This is a genomic window from Sulfitobacter sp. (assembly GCF_036961165.1).
Lineage (GTDB): Bacteria > Pseudomonadota > Alphaproteobacteria > Rhodobacterales > Rhodobacteraceae > Sulfitobacter.
Genome location: NZ_JBALVJ010000014.1, coordinates 22,887 through 44,418 on the forward strand (window position 1 = coordinate 22,887; position 21,532 = coordinate 44,418).

At 55.5% G+C, this 21,532-nt stretch carries 23 protein-coding genes and 1 tRNA gene; 9 read left to right on the forward strand and 15 right to left on the reverse strand.

The features are described 5' to 3' along the window. The first annotated feature begins 171 nt into the window (after positions 1 to 171). From V7730_RS08765 to V7730_RS08780, 4 genes are all read left to right on the forward strand, one after another. A complete protein-coding gene (locus tag V7730_RS08765; RefSeq protein ID WP_335747219.1) occupies positions 172 to 1,188 on the forward strand; it encodes an amino acid ABC transporter substrate-binding protein in 1,017 nt (338 codons plus the stop codon). 126 nt (positions 1,189 to 1,314) lie between these two features. Then, entirely contained in the window at positions 1,315 to 2,553 is a 1,239-nt protein-coding gene (locus tag V7730_RS08770) for an amino acid ABC transporter permease (protein WP_335747220.1), read from the forward strand. A gap of 1 nt (position 2,554) precedes the next feature. Further along, positions 2,555 to 3,853: an amino acid ABC transporter permease gene (locus V7730_RS08775; protein ID WP_335747221.1), complete on the forward strand. Its 1,299-nt coding sequence runs from the start codon at positions 2,555 to 2,557 to the stop codon at positions 3,851 to 3,853. Positions 3,854 to 3,865: 12 nt separating this feature from the next. Next, positions 3,866 to 4,633: an amino acid ABC transporter ATP-binding protein gene (locus V7730_RS08780; RefSeq protein WP_335747222.1), complete on the forward strand. Its 768-nt coding sequence runs from the start codon at positions 3,866 to 3,868 to the stop codon at positions 4,631 to 4,633. 48 nt (positions 4,634 to 4,681) lie between these two features. Here the strand turns inward: V7730_RS08780 and V7730_RS08785 are convergent, their stop codons facing one another. The 8 genes from V7730_RS08785 to ttcA all read right to left on the reverse strand — a co-directional run bounded on the left by V7730_RS08785 (position 4,682) and on the right by ttcA (position 12,611). Further along, the gene (locus tag V7730_RS08785) at positions 4,682 to 5,176 is read right to left on the reverse strand and encodes a SixA phosphatase family protein (protein ID WP_335747223.1); all 495 of its coding nucleotides are present in this window, start codon (positions 5,174 to 5,176) and stop codon (positions 4,682 to 4,684) included. Next, positions 5,177 to 5,815, reverse strand: a complete 639-nt coding sequence (locus V7730_RS08790) for a ferredoxin (RefSeq protein WP_335747224.1) — start codon at positions 5,813 to 5,815, stop codon at positions 5,177 to 5,179. Between the two features lie 64 nt (positions 5,816 to 5,879). Continuing rightward, a complete protein-coding gene (gene argB / locus V7730_RS08795; RefSeq protein WP_335747225.1) occupies positions 5,880 to 6,743 on the reverse strand; it encodes an acetylglutamate kinase in 864 nt (287 codons plus the stop codon). A gap of 35 nt (positions 6,744 to 6,778) precedes the next feature. Next, the gene (gene yihA, locus V7730_RS08800; RefSeq protein ID WP_335747226.1) at positions 6,779 to 7,429 is read right to left on the reverse strand and encodes a ribosome biogenesis GTP-binding protein YihA/YsxC; all 651 of its coding nucleotides are present in this window, start codon (positions 7,427 to 7,429) and stop codon (positions 6,779 to 6,781) included. Next, positions 7,429 to 8,166 carry an MOSC domain-containing protein gene (locus V7730_RS08805; protein WP_335747274.1) on the reverse strand — a complete coding sequence of 246 codons (738 nt, stop codon included), beginning with the start codon at positions 8,164 to 8,166 and terminating at the stop codon, positions 7,429 to 7,431. Before V7730_RS08805 ends, yihA begins: the two co-directional genes overlap by 1 nt. Next, the gene (gene yidC / locus V7730_RS08810) at positions 8,166 to 10,001 is read right to left on the reverse strand and encodes a membrane protein insertase YidC (RefSeq protein WP_335747227.1); all 1,836 of its coding nucleotides are present in this window, start codon (positions 9,999 to 10,001) and stop codon (positions 8,166 to 8,168) included. The genes V7730_RS08805 and yidC overlap by 1 nt, the downstream gene beginning before the upstream one ends. Positions 10,002 to 10,120: 119 nt before the next feature. Next, positions 10,121 to 11,671 (reverse strand): putative bifunctional diguanylate cyclase/phosphodiesterase, encoded by a 1,551-nt coding sequence (locus V7730_RS08815; RefSeq protein ID WP_335747228.1) that lies wholly within the window; start codon positions 11,669 to 11,671, stop codon positions 10,121 to 10,123. A gap of 100 nt (positions 11,672 to 11,771) precedes the next feature. Further along, complete coding sequence (gene ttcA / locus V7730_RS08820; RefSeq protein WP_335747229.1) at positions 11,772 to 12,611, reverse strand: tRNA 2-thiocytidine(32) synthetase TtcA; 840 nt, start codon at positions 12,609 to 12,611, stop codon at positions 11,772 to 11,774. Positions 12,612 to 12,683: 72 nt separating this feature from the next. Between ttcA and V7730_RS08825 the strand changes: the two genes are divergently transcribed. After that, positions 12,684 to 13,217: a DUF3833 family protein gene (locus V7730_RS08825; RefSeq protein WP_335747230.1), complete on the forward strand. Its 534-nt coding sequence runs from the start codon at positions 12,684 to 12,686 to the stop codon at positions 13,215 to 13,217. A 1-nt stretch (position 13,218) separates the two neighbouring features. Here the strand turns inward: V7730_RS08825 and V7730_RS08830 are convergent, their stop codons facing one another. The 4 genes from V7730_RS08830 to rpmH form a co-directional block, all read right to left on the reverse strand. Then, a complete protein-coding gene (locus V7730_RS08830; RefSeq protein WP_335747231.1) occupies positions 13,219 to 13,611 on the reverse strand; it encodes a hypothetical protein in 393 nt (130 codons plus the stop codon). 302 nt (positions 13,612 to 13,913) lie between these two features. Then, positions 13,914 to 14,141, reverse strand: a complete 228-nt coding sequence (gene yidD / locus V7730_RS08835; RefSeq protein WP_335747232.1) for a membrane protein insertion efficiency factor YidD — start codon at positions 14,139 to 14,141, stop codon at positions 13,914 to 13,916. Next, entirely contained in the window at positions 14,138 to 14,557 is a 420-nt protein-coding gene (gene rnpA, locus V7730_RS08840; RefSeq protein WP_335747233.1) for a ribonuclease P protein component, read from the reverse strand. Before rnpA ends, yidD begins: the two co-directional genes overlap by 4 nt. A gap of 22 nt (positions 14,558 to 14,579) precedes the next feature. Then, on the reverse strand, positions 14,580 to 14,714 hold the full coding sequence (gene rpmH, locus V7730_RS08845; RefSeq protein WP_025063397.1) for a 50S ribosomal protein L34: 135 nt from the start codon (positions 14,712 to 14,714) through the stop codon (positions 14,580 to 14,582). A gap of 297 nt (positions 14,715 to 15,011) precedes the next feature. On the opposite strand from rpmH, the gene V7730_RS08850 reads away from it, so the two are divergent. The 4 genes from V7730_RS08850 to V7730_RS08865 all read left to right on the forward strand — a co-directional run bounded on the left by V7730_RS08850 (position 15,012) and on the right by V7730_RS08865 (position 18,769). Further along, positions 15,012 to 15,749, forward strand: a complete 738-nt coding sequence (locus V7730_RS08850) for a TVP38/TMEM64 family protein (protein ID WP_335747275.1) — start codon at positions 15,012 to 15,014, stop codon at positions 15,747 to 15,749. Next, positions 15,746 to 17,164 carry a dihydrolipoyl dehydrogenase family protein gene (locus V7730_RS08855; protein WP_335747234.1) on the forward strand — a complete coding sequence of 473 codons (1,419 nt, stop codon included), beginning with the start codon at positions 15,746 to 15,748 and terminating at the stop codon, positions 17,162 to 17,164. The genes V7730_RS08850 and V7730_RS08855 overlap by 4 nt, the downstream gene beginning before the upstream one ends. Before the next feature lie 64 nt (positions 17,165 to 17,228). Beyond that, the gene (locus V7730_RS08860; protein WP_335747235.1) at positions 17,229 to 18,614 is read left to right on the forward strand and encodes a sensor histidine kinase; all 1,386 of its coding nucleotides are present in this window, start codon (positions 17,229 to 17,231) and stop codon (positions 18,612 to 18,614) included. Positions 18,615 to 18,692: 78 nt separating this feature from the next. Continuing rightward, positions 18,693 to 18,769, forward strand: a tRNA-Arg gene (locus tag V7730_RS08865). A 337-nt stretch (positions 18,770 to 19,106) separates the two neighbouring features. Here V7730_RS08865 and maiA read toward each other — a convergent pair. From maiA to V7730_RS08880, 3 genes are read right to left on the reverse strand one after another with little or no spacing between them, the layout of a single operon-like run. Then, positions 19,107 to 19,724, reverse strand: coding sequence for a maleylacetoacetate isomerase (gene maiA / locus V7730_RS08870; protein WP_335747236.1), 618 nt, complete (start codon positions 19,722 to 19,724; stop codon positions 19,107 to 19,109). Continuing rightward, entirely contained in the window at positions 19,721 to 19,900 is a 180-nt protein-coding gene (locus V7730_RS08875) for a DUF2783 domain-containing protein (protein ID WP_335747237.1), read from the reverse strand. The genes maiA and V7730_RS08875 overlap by 4 nt, the downstream gene beginning before the upstream one ends. 2 nt (positions 19,901 to 19,902) lie before the next feature. Beyond that, positions 19,903 to 21,525: an FAD-dependent oxidoreductase gene (locus V7730_RS08880; protein ID WP_335747238.1), complete on the reverse strand. Its 1,623-nt coding sequence runs from the start codon at positions 21,523 to 21,525 to the stop codon at positions 19,903 to 19,905. Positions 21,526 to 21,532 lie beyond the last annotated feature (7 nt).

Genomic DNA, 21,532 nt, shown 5'->3' on the forward strand with positions numbered 1-21,532 from the left:
GTCAAGGGGAAGTTGTGCTCGGTTTTTGGTCTCCTAACACTTGACCTTTATACGGGAATCCGCCCAAACTTGCATCCACTGCACGGACATTGTTCGTGCAGTATCACCACCGGCGTGAAAAACGCCGACTTATCCATCCGGAAAGCGATGGAAAATCAGGAAGAGGTAAAGATGAGAAAATCAATTATTCTTGGCGCATTCACGATCGCTGGTCTGTCTGCTGTTGCAGCAGCTGCTGGCACGTTGGATGACGTCAAAGCACGCGGCAAACTGAACTGTGGTGTAACTACAGGTCTGGTTGGCTTCGCTGCACCCGACGCGAATGGCGAATGGACAGGTTTTGACGTTTCCGTCTGCCGTGCCGTTGCTGCTGCTGTTCTGGGCGATGCGGCAGCCGTCGAATTCGTGCCAACAACTGGTAAAACACGCTTTACCGCTCTGGCTTCCGGCGAGATCGATATGCTGGCGCGTAACACCACATGGACATTCTCTCGCGACATCGACCTGAAGTTCGATTTCGTTGGCGTAAACTACTATGACGGCCAAGGCTTCATGGTGCCAAAAGCACTGGGTGTGTCGTCTGCAAAAGATCTTGATGGTGCCACTGTTTGCATCCAGACAGGTACAACAACCGAGCTAAACCTGGCCGACTTCTTCCGCGCCAACAACATCAGCTATGAGCCTGTGCCAATCGAGACAAACGCAGAAGGCACGCAGCAGTACCTTGCCGGTGCATGTGACACCTACACAACCGATGCGTCCGGTCTGGCTTCCACCCGCGCGACATTCGAAGCACCTGGTGACCACGTCCTGCTGCCAGAAATCATCTCCAAAGAGCCACTTGGTCCGCTGGTTCGTCACGGTGACAACGAGTGGGGCGATGTTGTTCGCTGGACTCTGAACGCACTGATCGCAGCTGAAGAGCTGGGTGTGTCCTCTGCCAATGTAAACGAAATGGCAACGTCCACAACCAACCCAGAAGTTGCACGTCTGTTGGGCACCGAAGGTGACCTCGGCGCGATGATGGGCCTGGACGCAGATTGGGCCAAGCGCGCAATCGAGACACAGGGTAACTACGGCGAGATCTTTGCGAAGAACATCGGCGAAGATACACCAATCGGTCTGGCGCGTGGTTTGAACGCTCAGTGGACCGATGGCGGCCTGCTTTACACACCACCATTCCGTTAAGTATAACGAGCAAAGGGCGCGGTTCTTCCGCGCCCTTTGTGCCTTACAACCAGACAAAAAATAAATGATCCGGTACTGACGTCAAAAGACGCATGAAAATAAACCGGGACCACGGGGATACATATAATGTCGACACTCACGGACCCACCACAGGGCTCGTTCCGGCTATCTATGCTGTTGAACGATACGCGGTACCGGTCGATGACATTGCAGGTCATCGCAGCAATCATTCTGGCCTTAGCGCTCGCTTATTTATATTCGAACCTCGCCGCGAACCTACGGGCAGCCGGTTTGAATATCTCATTCGGGTTTCTGTCCAGCTCTGCTGGTTATGATATCAACCAGACACTGATCGATTATAACAGCCAGTCATCAAACCTTCGCGCGGCCTTAGTGGGTATTCTCAATACACTGCTGGTGGCGTTCCTTGCCTGTATCACGGCGACGGTATTCGGCGTTATCGCGGGTGTTTTGCGCCTCTCGAATAACTGGCTGGTGCGCAAGCTGATGGCAGGTTACGTCGAGATCTTCCGTAATATTCCTGTGCTGATCTGGATCATCATTATCTTCACGATCATGACGGCAGTTATGCCCAGCCCCAGAGACTTCAAGGGCGATACGCCAGCGGCTTCGATGCTGTTTGATCTTTTCGCCTTCACCAACCGCGGTGTCTATATTCCTGGTCCTTACTTTACCCGCGGTTTCGGGGGCGGTGAGGGCAGCGCGGTGAACTGGGTGCTGGTGATCGCAACGCTTCTGGCGTCGCTGTTTGCTACGCGGTTCATGACCGCACGGGCCAATAGAATTCAGGAAGCGACTGGGGTGCGCCCCAATACACTATGGAGCAATCTGGCGATCTGGATTTTGCCAATCATTATCTTCTGCCTCATCTTTGGCCTGACCTGGGATATCCCTGTGCTGAAGGGTTTTAACTTTGGCGGAGGTATCAAGATTGGTGGCCCACTGATTGCGCTGTGGTTCGCGCTTTCCATCTACACTGGCGCCTTCATCGCCGAGAACGTGCGCGCCGGTATTCAGGCGGTGTCCAAGGGGCAGACAGAAGCCGCTGCCGCGCTGGGTATTCGACCACGCCGCGTGATGAGCCTTGTTGTTCTGCCACAGGCATTGCGGGTGATCATCCCACCCTTGATTTCGCAATACCTAAACATCACCAAGAACTCCTCATTGGCGATTGCGGTTGGCTATGCCGACATCACCGCCACGCTGGGGGGCATCACGCTTAACCAGACTGGCCGTGCGATCGAATGCGTGCTTTTGCTAATGCTCTTCTATCTTTTGATCTCACTGACGATTTCTGCCGTCATGAACGTCTATAACAACTCTATGAAATTGAAGGAGCGCTGAGATGTCAGATACACATGAACACTCCGTCGCCTTCGTTCGGACAACAGAGATTCCTCAACAACCAGCCCCCATGAACGCAGTGGGTCCGGTTAAATGGATGCGTGAAAACCTGTTTCCTACTTGGGCTAACTCACTGCTCACCGTGGCCGCGATATATGTGATCTATCTGATCCTTTCCGCAACGCTGCCGTGGATTCTCGGCGGTCTATGGACCACATCGTCACTGGCCGAATGCCGCGAAGTTTTGCAGGGCAAATCGGCGGCCTGTTTCTCGGTTCTGACCGAGCGGTGGAACCAGCTCTTGTTTGGTTTCAAATACCCGTCCGAGATGTACTGGCGCCCGACCGTGGCTCTTGTGCTGATGTTTGTGGCATTGGCGCCTGTGTTATTCTTTGACCTGCCGCGCAAGCTGTTGATCGTCACAGTCCTCTATCCCTTTGTTGCCTATTGGCTGATTTGGGGCGGCACCGTGTTTATACCGATTTTCGCGCTGGCAGGGTTTGCTGTTGCCTACGTTGTCTACAGCCGCTTTGTTGCAAAGAACTTTGCGCTGGCGCTTTTCGGTGGAATCGCCGCTGCGATGGTATTCTGGTATATCAGCAGCTTTATCGTCGCTGCTATTGCGCCGGAAACTCCCTTGCTGGAGGCCGTGCCTTCGCGCGATCTGGGTGGCTTCATGCTCAACATGATGTTGGGTCTTACCTGTGTGTCTCTGTCGATCCCCCTTGGTGTTGCGCTGGCGCTCGGGCGGCAAAGCTCGATGCCGCTGATCAAATGGATTTGTGTTGTTTTCATCGAATTCATCCGCGGTGTGCCGCTTATCACGTTGCTGTTCGTGGCAAGCGTGATGCTGGCGTACTTCTTCCCGCCTGAGGCGACGGTCGATCTATTCCTCCGCGTTGTCATCATGATCACCATGTTCTCTGCGGCTTATATCGCCGAAGTTATCCGTGGTGGTTTGGCTGCTTTGCCGAAAGGACAGTACGAGGCCGCAGACAGTTTGGGGTTGGATTACGCGCAAGCGATGCGCTTGATCATTCTGCCGCAAGCGCTGAAGATTTCGATCCCTGGCATCGTGAACATCGCGGTGGGTCTGTTCAAAGACACCACGCTTGTTTCCGTTATTTCGATGTTTGATCTGGTTGGCATGATCCGGGGTCCCATCCTCGCATCTACCGATTGGAACGGGGTGTACTGGGAGCTTTTGGGCTTTGCTGCCCTGCTGTTCTTCGTCGTCTGTTACGGCATTTCACAATATTCGCAGTGGCTGGAACGCCGTCTTGCGACAGATCATCGTTAAGGAGGCCCGAACATGGCTGATACCGCAAAACTACAAGTATCCGACGAAGTCGCGATCTCCATCCAGAATATGAACAAGTGGTTCGGCACATTCCATGTGCTGCGCGACATTGATCTGACGGTGTATCAGGGCGAACGTATCGTGATTTGTGGGCCTTCGGGTTCTGGCAAATCCACGCTGATCCGCTGCATCAACGCGCTGGAAGAGCATCAAAAGGGCTCAATTGAAGTGGATGGCACACTGCTATCCTCGGATCTCAAAAACATCGACAAGATCCGCTCTGAAGTTGGCATGTGCTTTCAGCACTTCAACCTCTTCCCGCATCTGAGCATTCTGGACAACCTTACTCTGGCTCCGATTTGGGTGCGTAAAACGCCCAAGAAGGAGGCCGAGGAGGTTGCGATGCACTACCTTGAAAAGGTGAAGATCCCCGATCAGGCTGACAAATTCCCCGGTCAGCTGTCCGGTGGTCAGCAGCAGCGGGTTGCTATCGCCCGCTCGCTCTGCATGAAGCCACGCATCATGCTATTCGATGAGCCGACCTCGGCGCTTGACCCTGAAATGATCAAGGAAGTTCTCGACACAATGATCGAGCTTGCCGAAGAAGGCATGACAATGCTCTGCGTCACGCACGAGATGGGTTTTGCCCGTCAGGTTGCGAACCGCGTAATCTTTATGGATCAGGGCCAGATCGTTGAACAGAACGAGCCTGAAGAGTTCTTCAATAACCCGCAAAGCCCGCGCACACAGTTGTTCCTGAGCCAGATTCTGGGACACTAAAGCGCAATCATTACGATGATATGAAAGGGCGGGAGGAAACTCCCGCCCTTATTCTATGAGATCACGTGGAACGATAAACTCCACAACGCGGCCCGTGCCGTGGCGCAGGTCACGCCAGTTAGTGATGTTGAAATCAGCGACAATAGTTGCACAGGTTGGGAAGGTGTCAAAGTCAGGGTGATCAGGAGCTTTTGCTAGCAGCATATCGGCTAGCATGGCCGAGCCGGGGTTGTGTGCAAGCATCACGATGCAATCCTCATCCCGTGAATGCAGTTCATGTGCCATGACATCGGGTTCTGCTAGGTAGAGCCGCGGCGTTACTGTCGTCGGCACATCATCTAGCTTAAGTAAGGACAGCGTCTCGCGTGTGCGGGCGGCGTCCGAGCATAGGACGTGATCAGGTTGCAGGGACTTGCTGCGCATCCAGTCACCGATTGCCTCAGCGCTGCGGCGTCCGCGCTTGTTTAAGGTGCGTTCATGGTCGGAAGCCGCGAGGTCGGACCAGTCAGACTTAGCGTGGCGCATCAGGATGAGACGTTTCATTCAGGATCCTCTAAAGGCACGCATGTGGAATGCAGATTGGTCGGGCGGTCTGCTGAATGCCTGACTGACGGGGCATGCACGGCGGGCTGCGCAGCCCATTTCCATACAGGCCGTGCCATCATCGCTTGAGATGTGGGTCTTACAGGCAGGGACGTCGTAGGGATGTTTGTCTGATAAGGCTCCAACTGGACAGGCATTGGTGCAGGGGTGATCTATACATTGATCACAGGGCGACTGTTTTACTGCGGATTGCAGGACAGTGGCGTTAAGGATCAACGCTCCGCGGATGGATACCATCAATCCTGCGTGGTCATGGACCAACATACCTGTCGGGCTTTGCCAAAACCTATGCGAAGCCTGCGCCCACGCAATGAATGGGGCGTAGGGCGGTCCGTCAGAGGGGAACACACAGCTGCCGTCAAAGCTTTCAGCAAGGCCGCCGAGTAGGCGCTTTGACCAGCGATCCACGGGATGTGGCTTGCCGTCGCTATACTCTGGTGCTGTCCTGAATACGTCCCAGAAATTGGCATCGGTTCCGATTAGGGCAATTGTCTGAAGCCTTACGGCGGGGTGCGGTAAATGCCCCATCAGCATCAGGCCCATTGGGCCTACCGCCTGCTCAATCCGCTCTATCACCATCAGGTGAGGCCTGCGTGGTCATAGAGCGAATAGATACAGGTCTTGTCATAGGTCATTCAGTGGCTTAGCCTGCTCTAATAATCGAGCCTGCGCCGTGCTCGGTGAAAAGCTCAAGCAGGCAGGCATTGGGCGCACGACCGTCTAGGATCACAGCGGCACGTACGCCGGCGGCCAATGCATCCAGTGCGGTCTGTGTTTTCGGGATCATCCCACCGGCGATCGTGCCGTCGGCGGTCATTTCCTGGATCTGGCTGGCAGTAAGCTCTGTCAGGACCTCACCAGAGGCGTTCTTGACACCTGACACATCAGTCAACAGCAACAGGCGATCCGCCTTGAGTGCTGCGGCAATTGCACCGGCTGCTGTGTCGCCATTTATGTTGAAGGTCTCGCCATTCATTCCCATGCCCAAAGGGGCGATGACAGGAATAAGCTCTTTTTCAGCCATATCCAGCAGCAAGCGCGGGTTGACTTTGGTGGGTTTGCCAACAAGGCCAAGCGTGGGATCTTCCGGCTCACAAATAATAAGTCCGCTGTCCTTACCAGATACGCCTACAGCACGCCCACCTTGTTCAGAAATCGCTTGCACGATGCGGGCGTTCACGAGACCGGAGAGGACCATCTCAACCACTTCCATGGTCGCAGCATCGGTTACACGCTTGCCGTCCACAAACTTCGATTCGATGCCCAGTCGCTTTAGCATGCTGTTAATCATAGGTCCACCGCCGTGTATGATCACGGGGTTCACGCCGACCTGACGCATCAGCACGACATCGCGGGCAAATTCGTCCATGGCTTCGTCGCTGCCCATGGCGTGCCCGCCCAGCTTGATCACGACGGTCGCATCATTGTAGCGCTGCATGTAGGGCAGTGCCTGTGAAAGAGTAGCGGCGGTGGCGGCCCAATCGCGGTTCATATCTTGTTTTCTCATATCCGTGATCTCTAGTTCATCGGGATCATAGGTAGTTATTCGAGCGTGGCAATGACCGAGCGGAGTGTCGGGATGCCCCAGCCCTTTTCGGAAGATGTCACAATCAATTCGGGGAAGGCTGCGGGGTGTTTGCTTAGTGCGCCGCGCACCTGATCCAGAATCTGTTCCCGTTCGACTTCCTTGACTTTGTCAGCTTTCGTTAGCACGACCTGGAATGTCACGGCGGCGCTGTCGAGCAGGCTCATGATCTCGTCATCGACTTTTTTCACGCCGTGGCGTGCGTCAATGAGCACGAAGGCCCGGCGCAAGGTTTGACGACCTTGCAAGAACTGCTTGAGCAGGCGCTGCCATTTCTCGACCACTGGTAAGGGGGCGTTGGCATAGCCATAGCCCGGAAGGTCGACGAGATAGAGCTCTTCCCCTGCCGTGAAATAGTTGATTTCTTGCGTGCGGCCCGGCGTATTCGAGGCCCGCGCGAGTGCCTTCATGCCTGTCAGGGCATTGATTAAGGTCGATTTCCCTACGTTGGAGCGGCCTGCAAAACAAACCTCCATCCGGTCAGCTTCGGGGAGGCCTGACATCGCGACAACGCCTTTGACAAACTCGGTCTGGCCGGCGAACAGCAGGCGGCCTTTCTCGGCAGTTTGCGCGTCGGGCTCTTCAACAAGGGGGAAAGCTAGCTGCATTAGATAAGCTCCAATTGGTCACCAAGGGCGACTTCGCCCGTCTCGATTACGCTCGCATAGATTCCGAAATGCTGGTGGTCCAGCATACTGAGCGCCTTGAGTGTATCAATATCGCGCAGTCCTGTATCGGTGTTGGCCGTGGTGGCCTTACAACGCTGAATGCGCTCTTCGATCTTAAGCCGGACTGACCCCAAGCGCATTTCGCGCCCGATCCAGTCAAATTCTTCCCATGCAGCCGCCCCATCAAACCAAATATTCCCGCGCCAGCGTTCAGGCTGGAGCGGGGCCTTCGCGAGCGTTTCAACCGCTGTATGTGACGCGCGGTTGCACAGAGAGACGGAAGCAAAAGGCGTGTCCGTAAACCCGCGATCCTCAAGTTTGAATACCCGCGCAGGCTGCGGCCGCTTCGGGTCGGCCAAAGAACGCACCCAGCCCAACAGCTTTTCGCTTTGGGTGTCGGGCTGTACTGTTATATCGGGCTTGTCGGGGTGGCGCAAAGTGATGGTTTGCGTTGACACATCTAAGGTTGCGGTGATGGCCATCAGGGCAGGGGACTTGGAACCAATGCTGAAGTTCTGGCACGCGGCCCATTCAGTATCATTGGCCTTAGAGGCGTCATGTGCAATGGCCCATAGACGATCAAATGGCATCGACCTGCCTTGGGTCAGCGTGACACGCTCAAGCGCCTCACGCCCATGGCTTTTGATAGGGTGGCGCCAGAGCGCCGTTGCCTTCATCACTTTTTCGGTTCTGCTTTGGGCTTGCGGCCTAAGCGGCCTAAGCTGCCTCTGATGTTGCCCAGCAAGTCAGGTTTGTACCCCTGACTGCGCATGATCAGGTACTGTTGGGTAAAGGTGATGGTGTTGTTCGCGATCCAGTAGACAACCAGACCGGACGCAAAACTGCCTAGCATGAACATGAATACCCAAGGCATCCACGCAAAGATCATCTGCTGTGTCGGGTCGGTGGGCGCCGGATTCAGCTTCTGTTGCAGCCACATGGAGATACCTAGCAGCAGCGGTAGAATGCCGATGAACACCAGTGCCATGATGCTTCCAACTTCGGGCGTGCCCCAAGGCAACAGGCCGTAGAAGTTGAAGATTGAGGTCGGGTCAGGCGCGCTCAAATCTTGGAAGGGGCCAAAGAAGGGTGCATGGCGCAATTCGATCGTGACAAAGATCACTTTGTAGAGCGAGAAGAAGATCGGAATTTGAAGCAGGATAGGCAGACAACCGGCTGCCGGATTGACCTTTTCCTTCTTGTAGAGCGCCATCATGCCTTGCTGCACTTTCTGACGGTCGTCTCCGGCTTCTTCCTTCAGCTTTTCCATTTTTGGCTGAAGCTCTTTCATCTTCGCCATGGAAACGTAGGATTTATAAGCCAGCGGGAATAGCAGCGCCTTGATGAAAAGCGTTAGGCCGATGATCGACAGACCCATGTTACCTATCAGAAGGTTCAGGTGGTGGAGCAGCCAGAAGATCGGCTTTGTCAGAAAGGAGAACCAGCCCCAGTCAATTGCATCGATAAAGTTGTAAACGCCGCCTTCCTCATAGGCCTTGAGGATATCCCATTCCTTTGCACCAGCGAAGAATTGTGTGGTGTTGGTGATGGTTTCCCCCGGTGCCACAGTTTGAACAGGGCTGACGGCTTCGGTCTGGTAGATATCGCGGCGCTCATCGTATTTGGCGACGGATTTGAACGCAGTCCCTTGTGTCGGGATCAGTACGCTCATCCAGTAGTGATCGGTAAAGCCGATCCAACCATTTTTAGTAATATTCTGTTCTTTGGTACGGGCACCTGCGCGCTGGTTGAACTCGAAATCCGGCATGTCTTTCCAGTCGATCTCGGAGTATTCGCCATCGGTCATTGCGACGACGCCTTCATGTAGGATGAAGAAGTTTTTCAGATCAGGTGGCATGCCGTGACGGGCGAGAACCCCATAAGGCGCAACCGATGCGGCAGTGGTACCTGTGTTCTCAACGGACTGGGTGATGGTGAACATGAATTCATCATCAATCGCGATCTCTTTGGAAAAGATCAGGCCCTCGCCATTATCCCAGCGCAGCGTGACGGGGGTGTCTGTGCCAAGCGTCTCTCCGGAGGCAAGCTCCCACAGGGTATTTGGCCCTGGGACGGCGGTCGGGGCAACACCGGCAGCAGCAGCCCAACCGTGCAGCGCATACTGCGCGTTTGCCTCACTAGCAGGAAAGAGAATCTCGACAATCGTTGCGTCATCTTCGAGCGATGTGCGGTAATCGTTAAGTGACAGTTCATCAATGCGGCCACCCAAAAGTGACAAAGAACCACTCACGCGAGGTGTTTCGATCGCGACACGGGGCGCGTTATCAAGCGCACTTGGTGTTGTTTCAGTGCTGGCTGTAGCCGCTGGATTTGCCGCAGGTACATCCGCGCTTGGTGTTGCCAGACTACTTTCCGCGGGTGCGGATTGTGAGGCGATCGTCCCATCAACGGGCGTTTCAGCCTCCGGAGGTGGAAAGAGCACAAACCACACAAGGATCACAACAAAGCTAAGCGCTGTTGCAATGATGAGGTTCTTGTTTTGATCGTCCATTGGCACCGCCACCTGATGTCTGAAAACTGTCCGGTGGGTACACAACGGGGCGCGCCAAAGGTCAAGCGGATTCGCCGCTGCATGCTCCTTTGTCACATCGGTTTTGGGCGAATTTCCGGTTATTTTCTTCTGCTATGCATGATGACCGGCACGTCTTGGAGCTTTGCGTTGTGCGCGTTGATCCACGCCAGTGTTTGGTCGAATGGCATGGGGCGCCCAATGCCAAATCCCTGTACGTGCTGGCAACCAAGCTGCGCCAGCATCACATGTTCGCCTACCGTCTCAACCCCTTCTGCAAGGGTTTCGATCTGCAAACGCTCTGCCATAGTAAGAATTGCGCTGATCATCCGTTGTTGTTCCGGATCTCGGTCCGCCTTTATGACGAAGCTGCGGTCAATCTTGATGCGGCTGACCGAGAAACGGCGGATTGAAGCAATGGAGGCATTGCCAGTGCCGAAGTCGTCCAAGTCAATTCGACACCCCATAGCACCCAACGCATTGATGTTTTTGGTGATTACGTCGTTCGGAGAGCTGGCGACCACCGTTTCAAGTACCTCAACAGCAAGGCGATCAGGTGTCAGATCAAAACGGTCCAGATCCCATTTTATCTTATCCAATAGTCCTGGATTGCTTAGTTCGGAGCCAGTAAAGTTGACGCCAACTTGCGGTACCTCGACACCTGCTGCATCCCATTGTTTGAGTGCCCGAAAGCTGTGGTACATCATGACCTCAGCCAGTCTCTCTAGCAGGTTTGAACTCTCGATGGCGGCTAAAAAATCAGCTGGCGGAAGGACACCGCGGACGGGGTGGGTCCAGCGGGCCAGGGCCTCAAAGCCGGTGATGCGACCGGTATCGGTACAGATTTGAGGCTGGAACCAAGGGGTGATCTCACCGCTGTCCAATGCAGCAGCTACATCCTCATGTAGCTCGCGACGGGTCTTGCGTTCTTGATGCATCTGGTCGGAATAGGCGCGAATGCTGGAGGCTCCTCTTGCCTGTGCGCTGCGCAACGCGATGCAGGCTGCTTCGAGCCACAGCTTGCTTTGGCGTTCCGGGGCGCGGGAATGTTGGCAAAAACCAATGGTGACATCGACATAGACCACCGTACCGTCGATAGATATCGGCTCTTCTCCGGCGGCTTGAAGCCTGCCTGCCATTTGAATGCAAAGCTCAAGCGAGAGCTGGCGGACCGGGGCAACGCATATGGCGAAACGGGCATCGCCGATCTGGCCGACCACGTCATCATCTCGCATTACGGCGCCAAGTCGTTCGCCCACACGCTCGACGATTTTGTCGCCGGCAGCCGGACCATATCGGTCGATCAGGTTGGCGAACGACTCAATTTCGACAGCATAGGCGCAAGAAAGTAATCCGTTTTCCACAGCCTCTTCAAAGGTGGCTTCGCAGTGGGCGGCCATGGCTGCGCGCGGCAACATGCCGTTAGCAGATGCTTTCGTACCTACTGCGGCGCGCAACCCGCCAGAGAGCAGGTAGGCGGCTGGAACCAAAGCGGCAACAACCAAAAGCGCGCCTTCCCCTCCGAACCAAAAAGCAGCAAGGGAGAAAGCAGGCACAAACGCCAACGCTGGTGGCGCAGTCAGCAGATCAAATATTTGTTTGCGAATCGTCGCGGCGTTGAACGCGATACCATCTTTAGTTTTTCGTGGCACAGGTGTCCCTCCGATACGGACCGTATGCGATCCGGTGCTGACATCGTGGAGGAACATTGCCCGAACATGGGTTAACGCATCGAAACGATCGAGTTGAAAACTATTTCAAATTTTCACTTTCTCGGGCGAGCCCCGCAAAATCGAATAAACTAGGGTCAAGAAGATGGGAGGGGCGGGCATTGGTTAGCGCGCGGAACATGATCTGACGCCGTCCAGGGCTGTTGCGTTCCCAGCCATCTAGAATCGCTTTGACCTGCTGGCGTTGTAACCCGTCTTGGGAGCCGCACAGATCACAGGGAATAATTGGGTATTTCATAGCTGTCGAGAATTTCTCGCAGTCTACCTCGGCCACATGTGCCAGAGGGCGGTAAACGAACAGATCGCCCTCTTCGTTCAGCAGTTTGGGCGGCATCGTTGCCAGCCTTCCGCCGTGAAAAAGATTCATGAAGAAGGTTTCAAGGATATCGTCGCTGTGATGCCCCAGCACGACGGCAGAGCAGCCTTCCTCACGGGCGACCCGGTAGAGATTACCGCGCCGCAACCGAGAGCAGAGCGCGCAGAAGGTACGGCCAGTGGGAATTTTGTCCATAACGATGGAGTAGGTGTCCCGATACTCAATCCGGTGGGGGACACCCATCTTTTCAAGGAATTCGGGCAGTACTGTTGCGGGGAACCCGGGCTGGCCTTGATCAAGGTTGCAAGCAAGCAATTCGACCGGTAGCAGCCCCCTCCATTGCAGTTCGTGTAAGACAGCCAGAAGTGTGTAGCTGTCTTTCCCGCCAGAAAGGCAAACCAGCCATTTTGTGCCCGGCTCGATCATGCCGTATTGCTCAATCGCTTCGAGGGTTTGGCGCACGATGCGCTTGCGCAACTTCTTGAACTCGGTCGTCTGGGGGGCACCGTTGAACAGCGCGTGTATGTCTTCGGGTTGATCAAGCATGTCGGCGTCCTCTGGCAGTTGATTTTATCTATATCACGTTACTTCTGAACTAAAGAGTTTGGAGGGCGTGATATGCGGTTTGTGATTCTTGTCGCGGTGGTGATGTTGGGCGCTTGTGTTGGCAAGCCCGCCCTCGATGATGAAAAGTTGTCGAAGGGCAATTTCAATCTTGAGAAGTACTTTGACGGGCGTGTTCTGGCCAAAGGGCAGTTTCAGGATGTTCTAGGCACGGTCCGGCGGCGCTTTGATGTTATCGTTACTGGCACTTGGGACGGAGAAAGGTTGAAATTGGTGGAGGATTTTATCTATGCCGAGGGAACGACTGAGCAGCGGATCTGGTGGCTGAAAAAGACCGGCCCCATCACGGCAGACCAAACATGGACAGGTTACGCTGACGGTGTGATCGGCACAGCAAAGGGTGAGGAGCGCGGCGATACATTTAACTGGACCTACCGCATTGATCTGCCCGTGCCCGACGGCACGATGAGGGTGAGTTTCAATGACTGGATGTGGGACATGGGCGGTGGGCGAGTGCTTAATCGGGCGTATATGAAGAAATACGGCGTTGATATTGGCGAAGTGCTTATCACCTTTGAAAGGCAATAGGTCAGTCGCTTGGGGTGAGTAGCTGTTCAGACAGAATCGCACCATCCGGCAGAGATAACCGTACGGCGTGGGTGCCGTCATTGGTTTTGAATATCAGGTCGGCCGTTGTCATGCTTTGTGGGGAGATTGCCAGAAGGGCGCGCACGTTATCAATAACTTTGACAGGAGCGCTCCAGTGGATGTCTGTCAGATAAAGAGTCTGCTTGTCGCGCCCAGAGAGGCGCCCGTTGCCATCTGAGTCGTCCTCGATCACGATCATGAGATGACCAAGTTGCTCTTCGGCGTCTCCAGCGCGAAACGTAAGCTGGCGGGTTTCCATGATCAGGCGATCGGTTTGCGGGAAGAACCAACGGTTTGTCTGTGCGGCGATATCGACAATGCGGTAATTGACCAAAGTGTCGTTGAATTGCTTGCTATAGCCTTGATCGGAATTCGGCTGCTCCAGATATAACGGAATAGCATATGGCCCCGATCCGTCGGGTGTTTGTGGGGTGCCGAAGCTATGGGTGTGCTTCGTCTTGTCGGCCGATTGGGGCGCAATCAGTGCGATAGCGTTGGTGTCTGGCTGCGGAAAGCGTGCTTAGCGAAAGTCGCGGGTCAGTTGCCAGCTGATCAGACCTAGTATCGCTAAGGTCGCGAGGCTGATGGCTAGTGCGTTAAGGCTCCAAACCCACTTAAAGAAACCGGTATCCATTTTCAGTCTTTCTCTGGAACGGGATCGTAACCAGCGCTGCCGAAAGGGTGGCAGCGCCCGATGCGCCGCGCGGCAAGCCAGCTGCCTTTGATCGCGCCGTGCTTTTCCAGCGCTTCAAGGGCATAGGCTGAGCAGGTGGGTTGGTAGCGGCAATTGAATCCTACCCACGGGCTGAAAACGAGCCTATAGGCGCGAACAGGCAAGGCGATGATTTGGGCCAAAAGCTTCACGTTCGCGGGCCGTGAAGAATCGCAAGTGCTTTGTGTAAATCGGCCAATAGTTGAGAGAAAGGTAGGGCGGCGGTGGCTTCGCTGCGCCCGATCAGGACATAGTCATGGCCAACGCGCCCCTCTGTTGGCAGAACGGCCCGCGCAATTTCGCGCAGGCGGCGTTTGGCGCGATTACGCGCAACTGCGTTGCCGACCTTCTTGGAGCAGGTGTATCCGATGCGGATGCCTTCGACCTCACCCTCGGGGCGGGGCAGCATTTGCAGCACGAATCCGGACATGGCCACCCGTTTGCCCCGCGCGGCGCGCTGAAAGTCGCGGCGTTGCGTCAGAACGGTAAGATCAGGGCGTGTCAAAACCGCCTGAGACGCTGCCCCTATGGCTGTTGTGCCAATCAGGTCTGTCTCCGGCGGTGTCATAGCGTTAAGCCTTGGGCGCGAATTACGCGCTCAGCTCTTTCCGGCCCTGTGCGCGGCGCGCATTGATGATCTTGCGGCCGGCTTTAGTTGCCATGCGCGCACGGAAACCGTGGCGGCGCTTACGAACGAGGTTCGAGGGTTGAAAGGTGCGTTTCATCGCTCCGTCTCCATCTAGTATAACTTGCGCCCTGCGGATTCGCGGCGACGCGTCAATTCAGACTCGTCCACTAAAGGCCTGCGCGCCCCAAGTCAAACCCTGCAAGACGGGAAAACGTTGTGATCTGCAATAAATATGCATTGCCAGGGCATGAAATGTTTCAATCAAGCTTATTAGGGCGCAAACAGGGTCCCAATTCAACACGCATGATCAAGCAAGCGTGAGTGGCCTGTCCAACTGGGGCGCAAGAGCGCATCTAGGATAGAATACAGCCGCTTTGGAGCAGGAAAGATGACAATGACGAGCCAGGTCGACGCGAAAAAATCCCCGATAGCGCGGTTTGGCCCGCTTGTGGTGATCGTGCTTGTCGCGGCGTTGGGCGCATTTGCGCTTCGCGATTACCTTAGTTTTGAAGTGTTGCGCGACAACCGTGAGGCGTTGATTGCGTTTCGCGACAACTACTTGATCCTCACCCTGCTTGGTTTTTTGTTGACCTATGTGCTGATTGTTACCTTTTCCCTGCCTGGTGCGACGATTGCCACGCTGACGGGCGGGTTCCTGTTCGGTACGGCTGCTGGCTCTGCATTGAATGTAGTTGCGGCGACATCCGGTGCGACGCTCATCTTTCTTGCGGCTCGGATGGGGCTGGGAGAGAAGCTCAAGGCGCGGATGGAGGCATCCGAAGGGATGGTGTCGCGGATCAAGAAAGGGCTGGACGAGAATCAGTGGTCGATGCTGTTCTTCATCCGCCTTGTTCCCGCAGTGCCCTTTTTCGTCGCCAATCTGATTCCCGCATTTTTGGGTGTGCCCCTTCGCCGCTTTGTTATCTCAACCTTTCTGGGGATTATTCCCGGCTCGCTCGTGTATACCTCTGTAGGGGCCGGCCTTGGAGAGGTTTTTGCGCGCGGAGAGACACCAAATCTAGGCATTATCTTCGAGCCGCATATCTTGTTTCCCATCCTTGGGCTGTGTGTGCTGTCGCTACTGCCCGTTCTGATCAAAGCAGTGACTGGTAAAAAGGACCTTTTGAAATGAAGCGTATCAAGACAGACATCCTCATCATTGGTGCCGGTTCTGGCGGGCTTTCTGTCGCGGCAGGGGCCGCGCAGATGGGGGCAGATGTGGTTCTGCTTGAGGGGCACAAAATGGGCGGAGACTGCCTCAATTACGGCTGTGTTCCGTCGAAAGCGTTGATTGCCACGGGCAAGGCTGCTTATTCGCAGCAGAACAGCGCGCAATACGGTGTGACTGATGCGGCGGGCCAGGTGGATTACGCCGCTGCCAAGGACCATGTAGCAGACGTGATCGCGACTATTGCTCCAGTGGATAGTCAGGAGCGGTTCGAGAGTTTTGGTGTCAACGTGATCCGCGAATACGGGCGGTTTATTTCGAAAGACGAAGTGCAGGCAGGGGACACTGTCATCAAGGCGCGGCGAATCGTGATTGCGACAGGCTCTTCGCCTCTGGTGCCGCCTATTCCTGGTTTGGACAAAGTGCCGTTCGAGACAAATGAGACATTGTTCGGCCTGCGTGAGGCGCCGGAGCATCTGCTGATCATTGGGGGCGGACCTATCGGGATGGAGATGGCGCAGGCTCACATTCGGATGGGCTGTAAAGTCTCCGTGATCGAAGGAGCAAAGGCGCTGGGCAAGGATGATCCGGAACTGGCCGAGATTGTGCTGAATACGCTTAAAGAAGAAAGTGTGGAAATTGCCGAGGACGCTGTTGCCGCCGAGATCCGCGGGCAGGCAGGTGCGATTGAGGTCAAGACCAAAGATGGCCGCGTCTTCAGGGGCACGCATCTGCTGATGGCAGTTGGACGGCGGGCCAATACAGAGAATCTTGATCTGGAAGCAGGCGGGGTGAAGCCATCGCGGAACGGGATTGAGGTAGATGATAGCCTGCGCTCCAGCAACCGTCGCGTCTATGCAATTGGCGACGTTGCGGGGGGGCTGCAATTCACCCATGTGGCGGGATACCATGCGGGCGTTATTATCCGCTCTATGCTGTTTGGTTTGCCGTCAAAGGCGAAGACGTCGCACATTCCGTGGGCGACTTATACCGATCCGGAACTTGCGCAGGTTGGCATGACCGAAGCAGAGGCGCGCGAAAAGCACGGGGGCGGGTTGGAAGTGGTGAGGTTCCACTACAATCACAACGACCGCGCGATTGCGGAGCGTAAAACCAAAGGCTTTATCAAGGTGATGGTGGTGAAGGGGCGTCCTGTAGGGGCGTCAATCGTGGGGTATCAAGCCGGAGAGCTTATCAATCTTTGGGCGCTAGCACTGGCCAACAGGATGAAGATGAGCCAGATTGCGGCTATGGTTGCCCCTTATCCAACGATTGGCGAGATCAACAAACGCGCAGCGGGCGCGTACTTCAGCCCGCGGCTTTTCGAAAGTGATCTGGTCAAGCGTGTTGTAGGGTTTGTGCAGAGGTTCATACCGTGAAGGCGATGACGCGCGTCTGCGACGACGCCCCACCCGCCGTCCCGAAGGGATTGAAGGCCTGGCGATGATTAACTCTCTCTCTGGCCGACTGCTGGTTTTGACAACTGTGTTTGTCATGCTCGCCGAGGTGCTGATCTTTGTCCCCTCCATCGCGCGGTTTCGCGAGGACTATATGCTTAATCGGCTGGAGCGGGCTCAGATTGCCTCGTTGGCGTTGTTGGCTGATGACATGATCGATGCCGAGTTGGAGGCGGAGTTGCTGCGCAACGCGGAGGTTTTCAACGTGGTGCTGCGCCGCGACGAAGTGCGCCAATTGGTGCTGTCCTCGCCCATGCCACAGGTGATTTCCGGCACCATTGATCTGCGTGACAGTGCCGCGACTACTCTGATCCGCGATGCGATGCGGCGGCTGTTGAGGCGCGAGAATGATGTGATTCGTGTAATAGGTGCACCGGTGCGTGACGCGGGGTTGCTTATCGAAGTGACTATGGAGACAGCGCCTATGCGCGCTGCGATGATCGATTACGGTTTGCGCATTCTGGCACTCTCCGCCGTCATCTCCGTGATTACCGCGTTGCTGTTGTTCATCGCGATGCGCATCTTTCTAGTCAAGCCGATCAAGGGCGTTGTCGCGCACATGCAACGCTATTCAGCCGCTCCCGAAGATGCCCGCCGTATCATTATTCCTTCTGCAGGCGTAACTGAGTTGCGGGAGGCTGAAGAGGCGCTGAAATCCTTGCAGACCCAACTAACAGGCGCCCTTCGCCAGAAAGAACGTCTGGCTCAACTGGGATCGGCGGTGAGCAAAATCAGCCACGACCTGCGTAACATTCTCACCTCTGCACAGCTTTTTACCGACCGGATCGAGATGTCAGAGGATCCGGTTGTCGCCCGAATGGCACCTAAGCTTGTCAGTTCGATCACCCGTGCTGTGCATCTTTGCGAGTCAACGCTCGCCTTCGGCCGTGCCGAAGAGCCGGGTCCAACACTGACGATGGTGTGTCTGGCAGATATCGTGGAGGAAGTGCTGGAAAGTGAGCGCCTCGCAGCTGGGGAATGGGCGCTCGAATTGATAAATGACGTGCCGCCTACATTGCATATTCGCGCAGATCCCGAACAGATGTACCGCGTGATTGGCAATCTGGTGCGCAATGCGCGGCAGGCCATCACAGCGACGCAATCGGGGGGCAAAATTGTGATCCATGCAACAGAAAACCCTCAAGAATGGCTGATAATATTCCGGGATACAGGCCCGGGTTTGCCGCCCAAGGCGCAAGAACACCTGTTTGCGCCATTTCAGGGGTCTGTACGCAAAGGGGGCTCTGGTCTGGGGCTTGCGATATCCGCAGAGCTGGTGCGTGGGCATGGCGGTGACATCCGATTGTCCAAAACCGGTGCAGAGGGAAGCGAATTTATAATCTCCCTACCTAAGGGCGACGGCACGATTTAAGAAATTTTACCGTCATGTTGATTTTGCGTTATTTGAGGGCTTGCATTGCCTGAACGCTGATACTAGAAGGCCCTCAATGCACCCGTAGCTCAGCTGGATAGAGTACCTGACTACGAATCAGGGGGTCGGGCGTTCGAATCGCTCCGGGTGCACCACTCCATATATTATGATGCTTTTCATAAGTGTGAATGCTGGCGGGTTTAATCCGCCTCTCGAAAATTACCGAATTATAAGATGGACGTGATTGCAGTTTGATATGCCCTGAGGCGTACAATTGCCCCTCGTGCTATGCTAATAGATCAGAGCATTAATTATACTCGGCGCTGGGCGCAAAGCGGCTCAGGCAGCGGACAAGGTTGCGCAAGGTAAACCGTGATCTTCTGTGCGAAAAGGCCGCGCAATTATATCAGTGTGGCCGCTTGTGGCTGAAAATTTCACTTGAATTGCTGAGAGAACTGCAATGTCTACTGGCGCTCCACTGCGCATAGGGTGCTATCGGTCAGGGTGGGCGGCGATAAAGGCGGGGTGCTTGGCGCAGGCTTTCTCGGCCGCTTTGATGCGGTGATAACTGCCGTAATCCGCGCCCCAACGCTGTGCGTTGTAGACTTGGGGCATCAAGACGATGTCAGCCAAACTGGGTTCTGAGCCGCAGCAAAACGGTTCTTGTACGAAGTTATCGAGCAGTGTCTCAAAAGATTCCATGCGCGGCGTGATAAAGTGGCGCATCCAATTGGTGCTGGCAGGCTCCTCGCCGTTGGTAGCGAAGCCCGCGACCGACAGGTTGCACACCGGATGCAGGTCCACGGCAATCGCATGGGTCAGGGCTGTCTGGCGCGCGCGTTCATAAGGACCAGTAGGCAAAAGCCCAAGGCCGTGTGTCGTGTCGAGATAGCCCAGAATGGCCAGAGATTGGGTCAATCGGTGACCGTCAATATCCAGAACAGGCACAAAGCCCTGCGGATTGCGCGCAAGGTGATCGACGCCAAGGTGCTCCTTGGCCAGCAGATCGACATGTTCGATCCGGTAGTCGATCCCCGCAAGGTTGAGCGCAATCCGCAACTGGTAACTGGCCGAGGATTTGGGGTAATCCCATAGGATAGCATCGCTCATTTCGCGGTGTCCAATGCCGCACTTAGCACGGCGCGGTCGCCGATATGGTTGGCTAGTGTCAGGATTAGGCGCGCGTTGAAGGCATCGCTTTGCTCTTTCGTCAGGCCTTCATGGGCGCGGATCAGTTCTTCGTAAAACCCGTCAGGATCGGTCAGGTTTGGGGTCAGGTTAAGCATGCTCAGGCCTTTCCGATAGCGGTCTGTGTAGCACGGGCCACGGCGGTTTTATCAAAACGGGACCAGCGCGCGACGATGTGTTGGTCGGGTCGAATAAGGTAGAGGCCTGCAGGAGCTTCGCCCAGATAGCGCGCTTTTAAGTCGGGCGATGGGGATTCCACCTGCATGACCTTGGCGTCGATCCCGTGGCTGGTGACATCACTTGCATCACAGCCGATAGCCATCAACGTGAAGCCGCCGCCAAGATGATCAAGTATGAAGCCGTCACCATGCGGCGCATCGGGGCAGGGCATGCCCGGTGCTGTTCCGGCTGGCGCCCCCTCAAGGGCGTCTTCACCAAACAGATTAAATCCCGCGTAATTGCACGGAACCGACAGGCGGCCCGAGTTGACCAGAGGGCGGGCAAAGGCGTGTCGGTTTGCCAATTCAAGCACGGCGTTGCGGAAAATCTTGGAGATGTCGGATTTCGGTGTCATGAAATCCGTCGCACGGGATGAGTTCAGGATGTTCTCATCCGCACCATGCTCGCGTTCGGTTGAGTAGGTGTCGAGCAGGCTGTCGTCAGCAAGCCCCTTGAGTACCAGATCAAGCTTCCAGGCAAGGTTCTCGGCGTCTTGCACACCAGAGTTCGCGCCACGCGCGCCAAAGGGAGAAACCTGATGTGCACTGTCGCCTGCAAAGATCACATTGCCATGACGGAACTTCTGCATCCGGCGGCATTGGAAGGTGTAGATGGACGTCCATTCCAGCTCATACTCAGGGATATAACCTGCCTGAGAAGACAGCATGGCATCCACACGTGCACGAATACGGGCGGGGTTAAGCTCTGCGTCGCGATCGATATCCCAGCCGAGCTGGAAGTCGATGCGCCAGATGTCATCGGGCTGTTTGTGCAGCAGGGCGGATTGGCCGCTGTCCTTGAAGGGCGGTTCAAACCAGAACCAGCGCTCGGTCGGGAAATCGGCCTTCATATGCACATCAGCGATGAGGAAGTTGTCCTCGAATATACGGCCGTCAAAGCTTAGACCCATCATATCGCGCAGGGGAGAGCGCGCACCGTCACAGGCGATGAGGTAGTCGGCCTCAAGCTGGTAGGGGCCGTCGGGTGTCTCGACTGTCAGGGTGCTGTAGTCGTCGTGGTTTTCCAGAGCGGTGACACAGTTGCGGCCCCGTATCTCGATAGGTGCGCCAGCCGCTTGGGCGGTGTTGATCGCATAAACGAGGTATTTCTCGAAGTATGGCTGTTGCAGATTGATGAACGCAGGATTGCGGTGGCCTGCTTCGGGTTGCAGGTTGAAATCGAAAATCTTGTGATCGTGGTGGAAGACTTTTCCGACATTCCATACCACGCCTTTGTCGACCATCGCCTGACTCGCGCCCAGACGGTTGGCAATATCCAGCGTGCGCTTGGCAAAGCAGATCGCTTTGGACCCGAGACCCGCGCCATCATGATCATCCAGCACCAGTGCGGGTGTGCCTTTTTGCCCCAGGTCAAGCGCGAGGGCGAGGCCGATAGGGCCGCCACCGACGATTACCACAGGGTGGCGGACCGCTGCATGATCCTGCGCGTCCACCTTGATGTAAGGGTAGAGTTGGAAGGCTGTTTTATAGCGTGTGGCGACCATTTTTTTC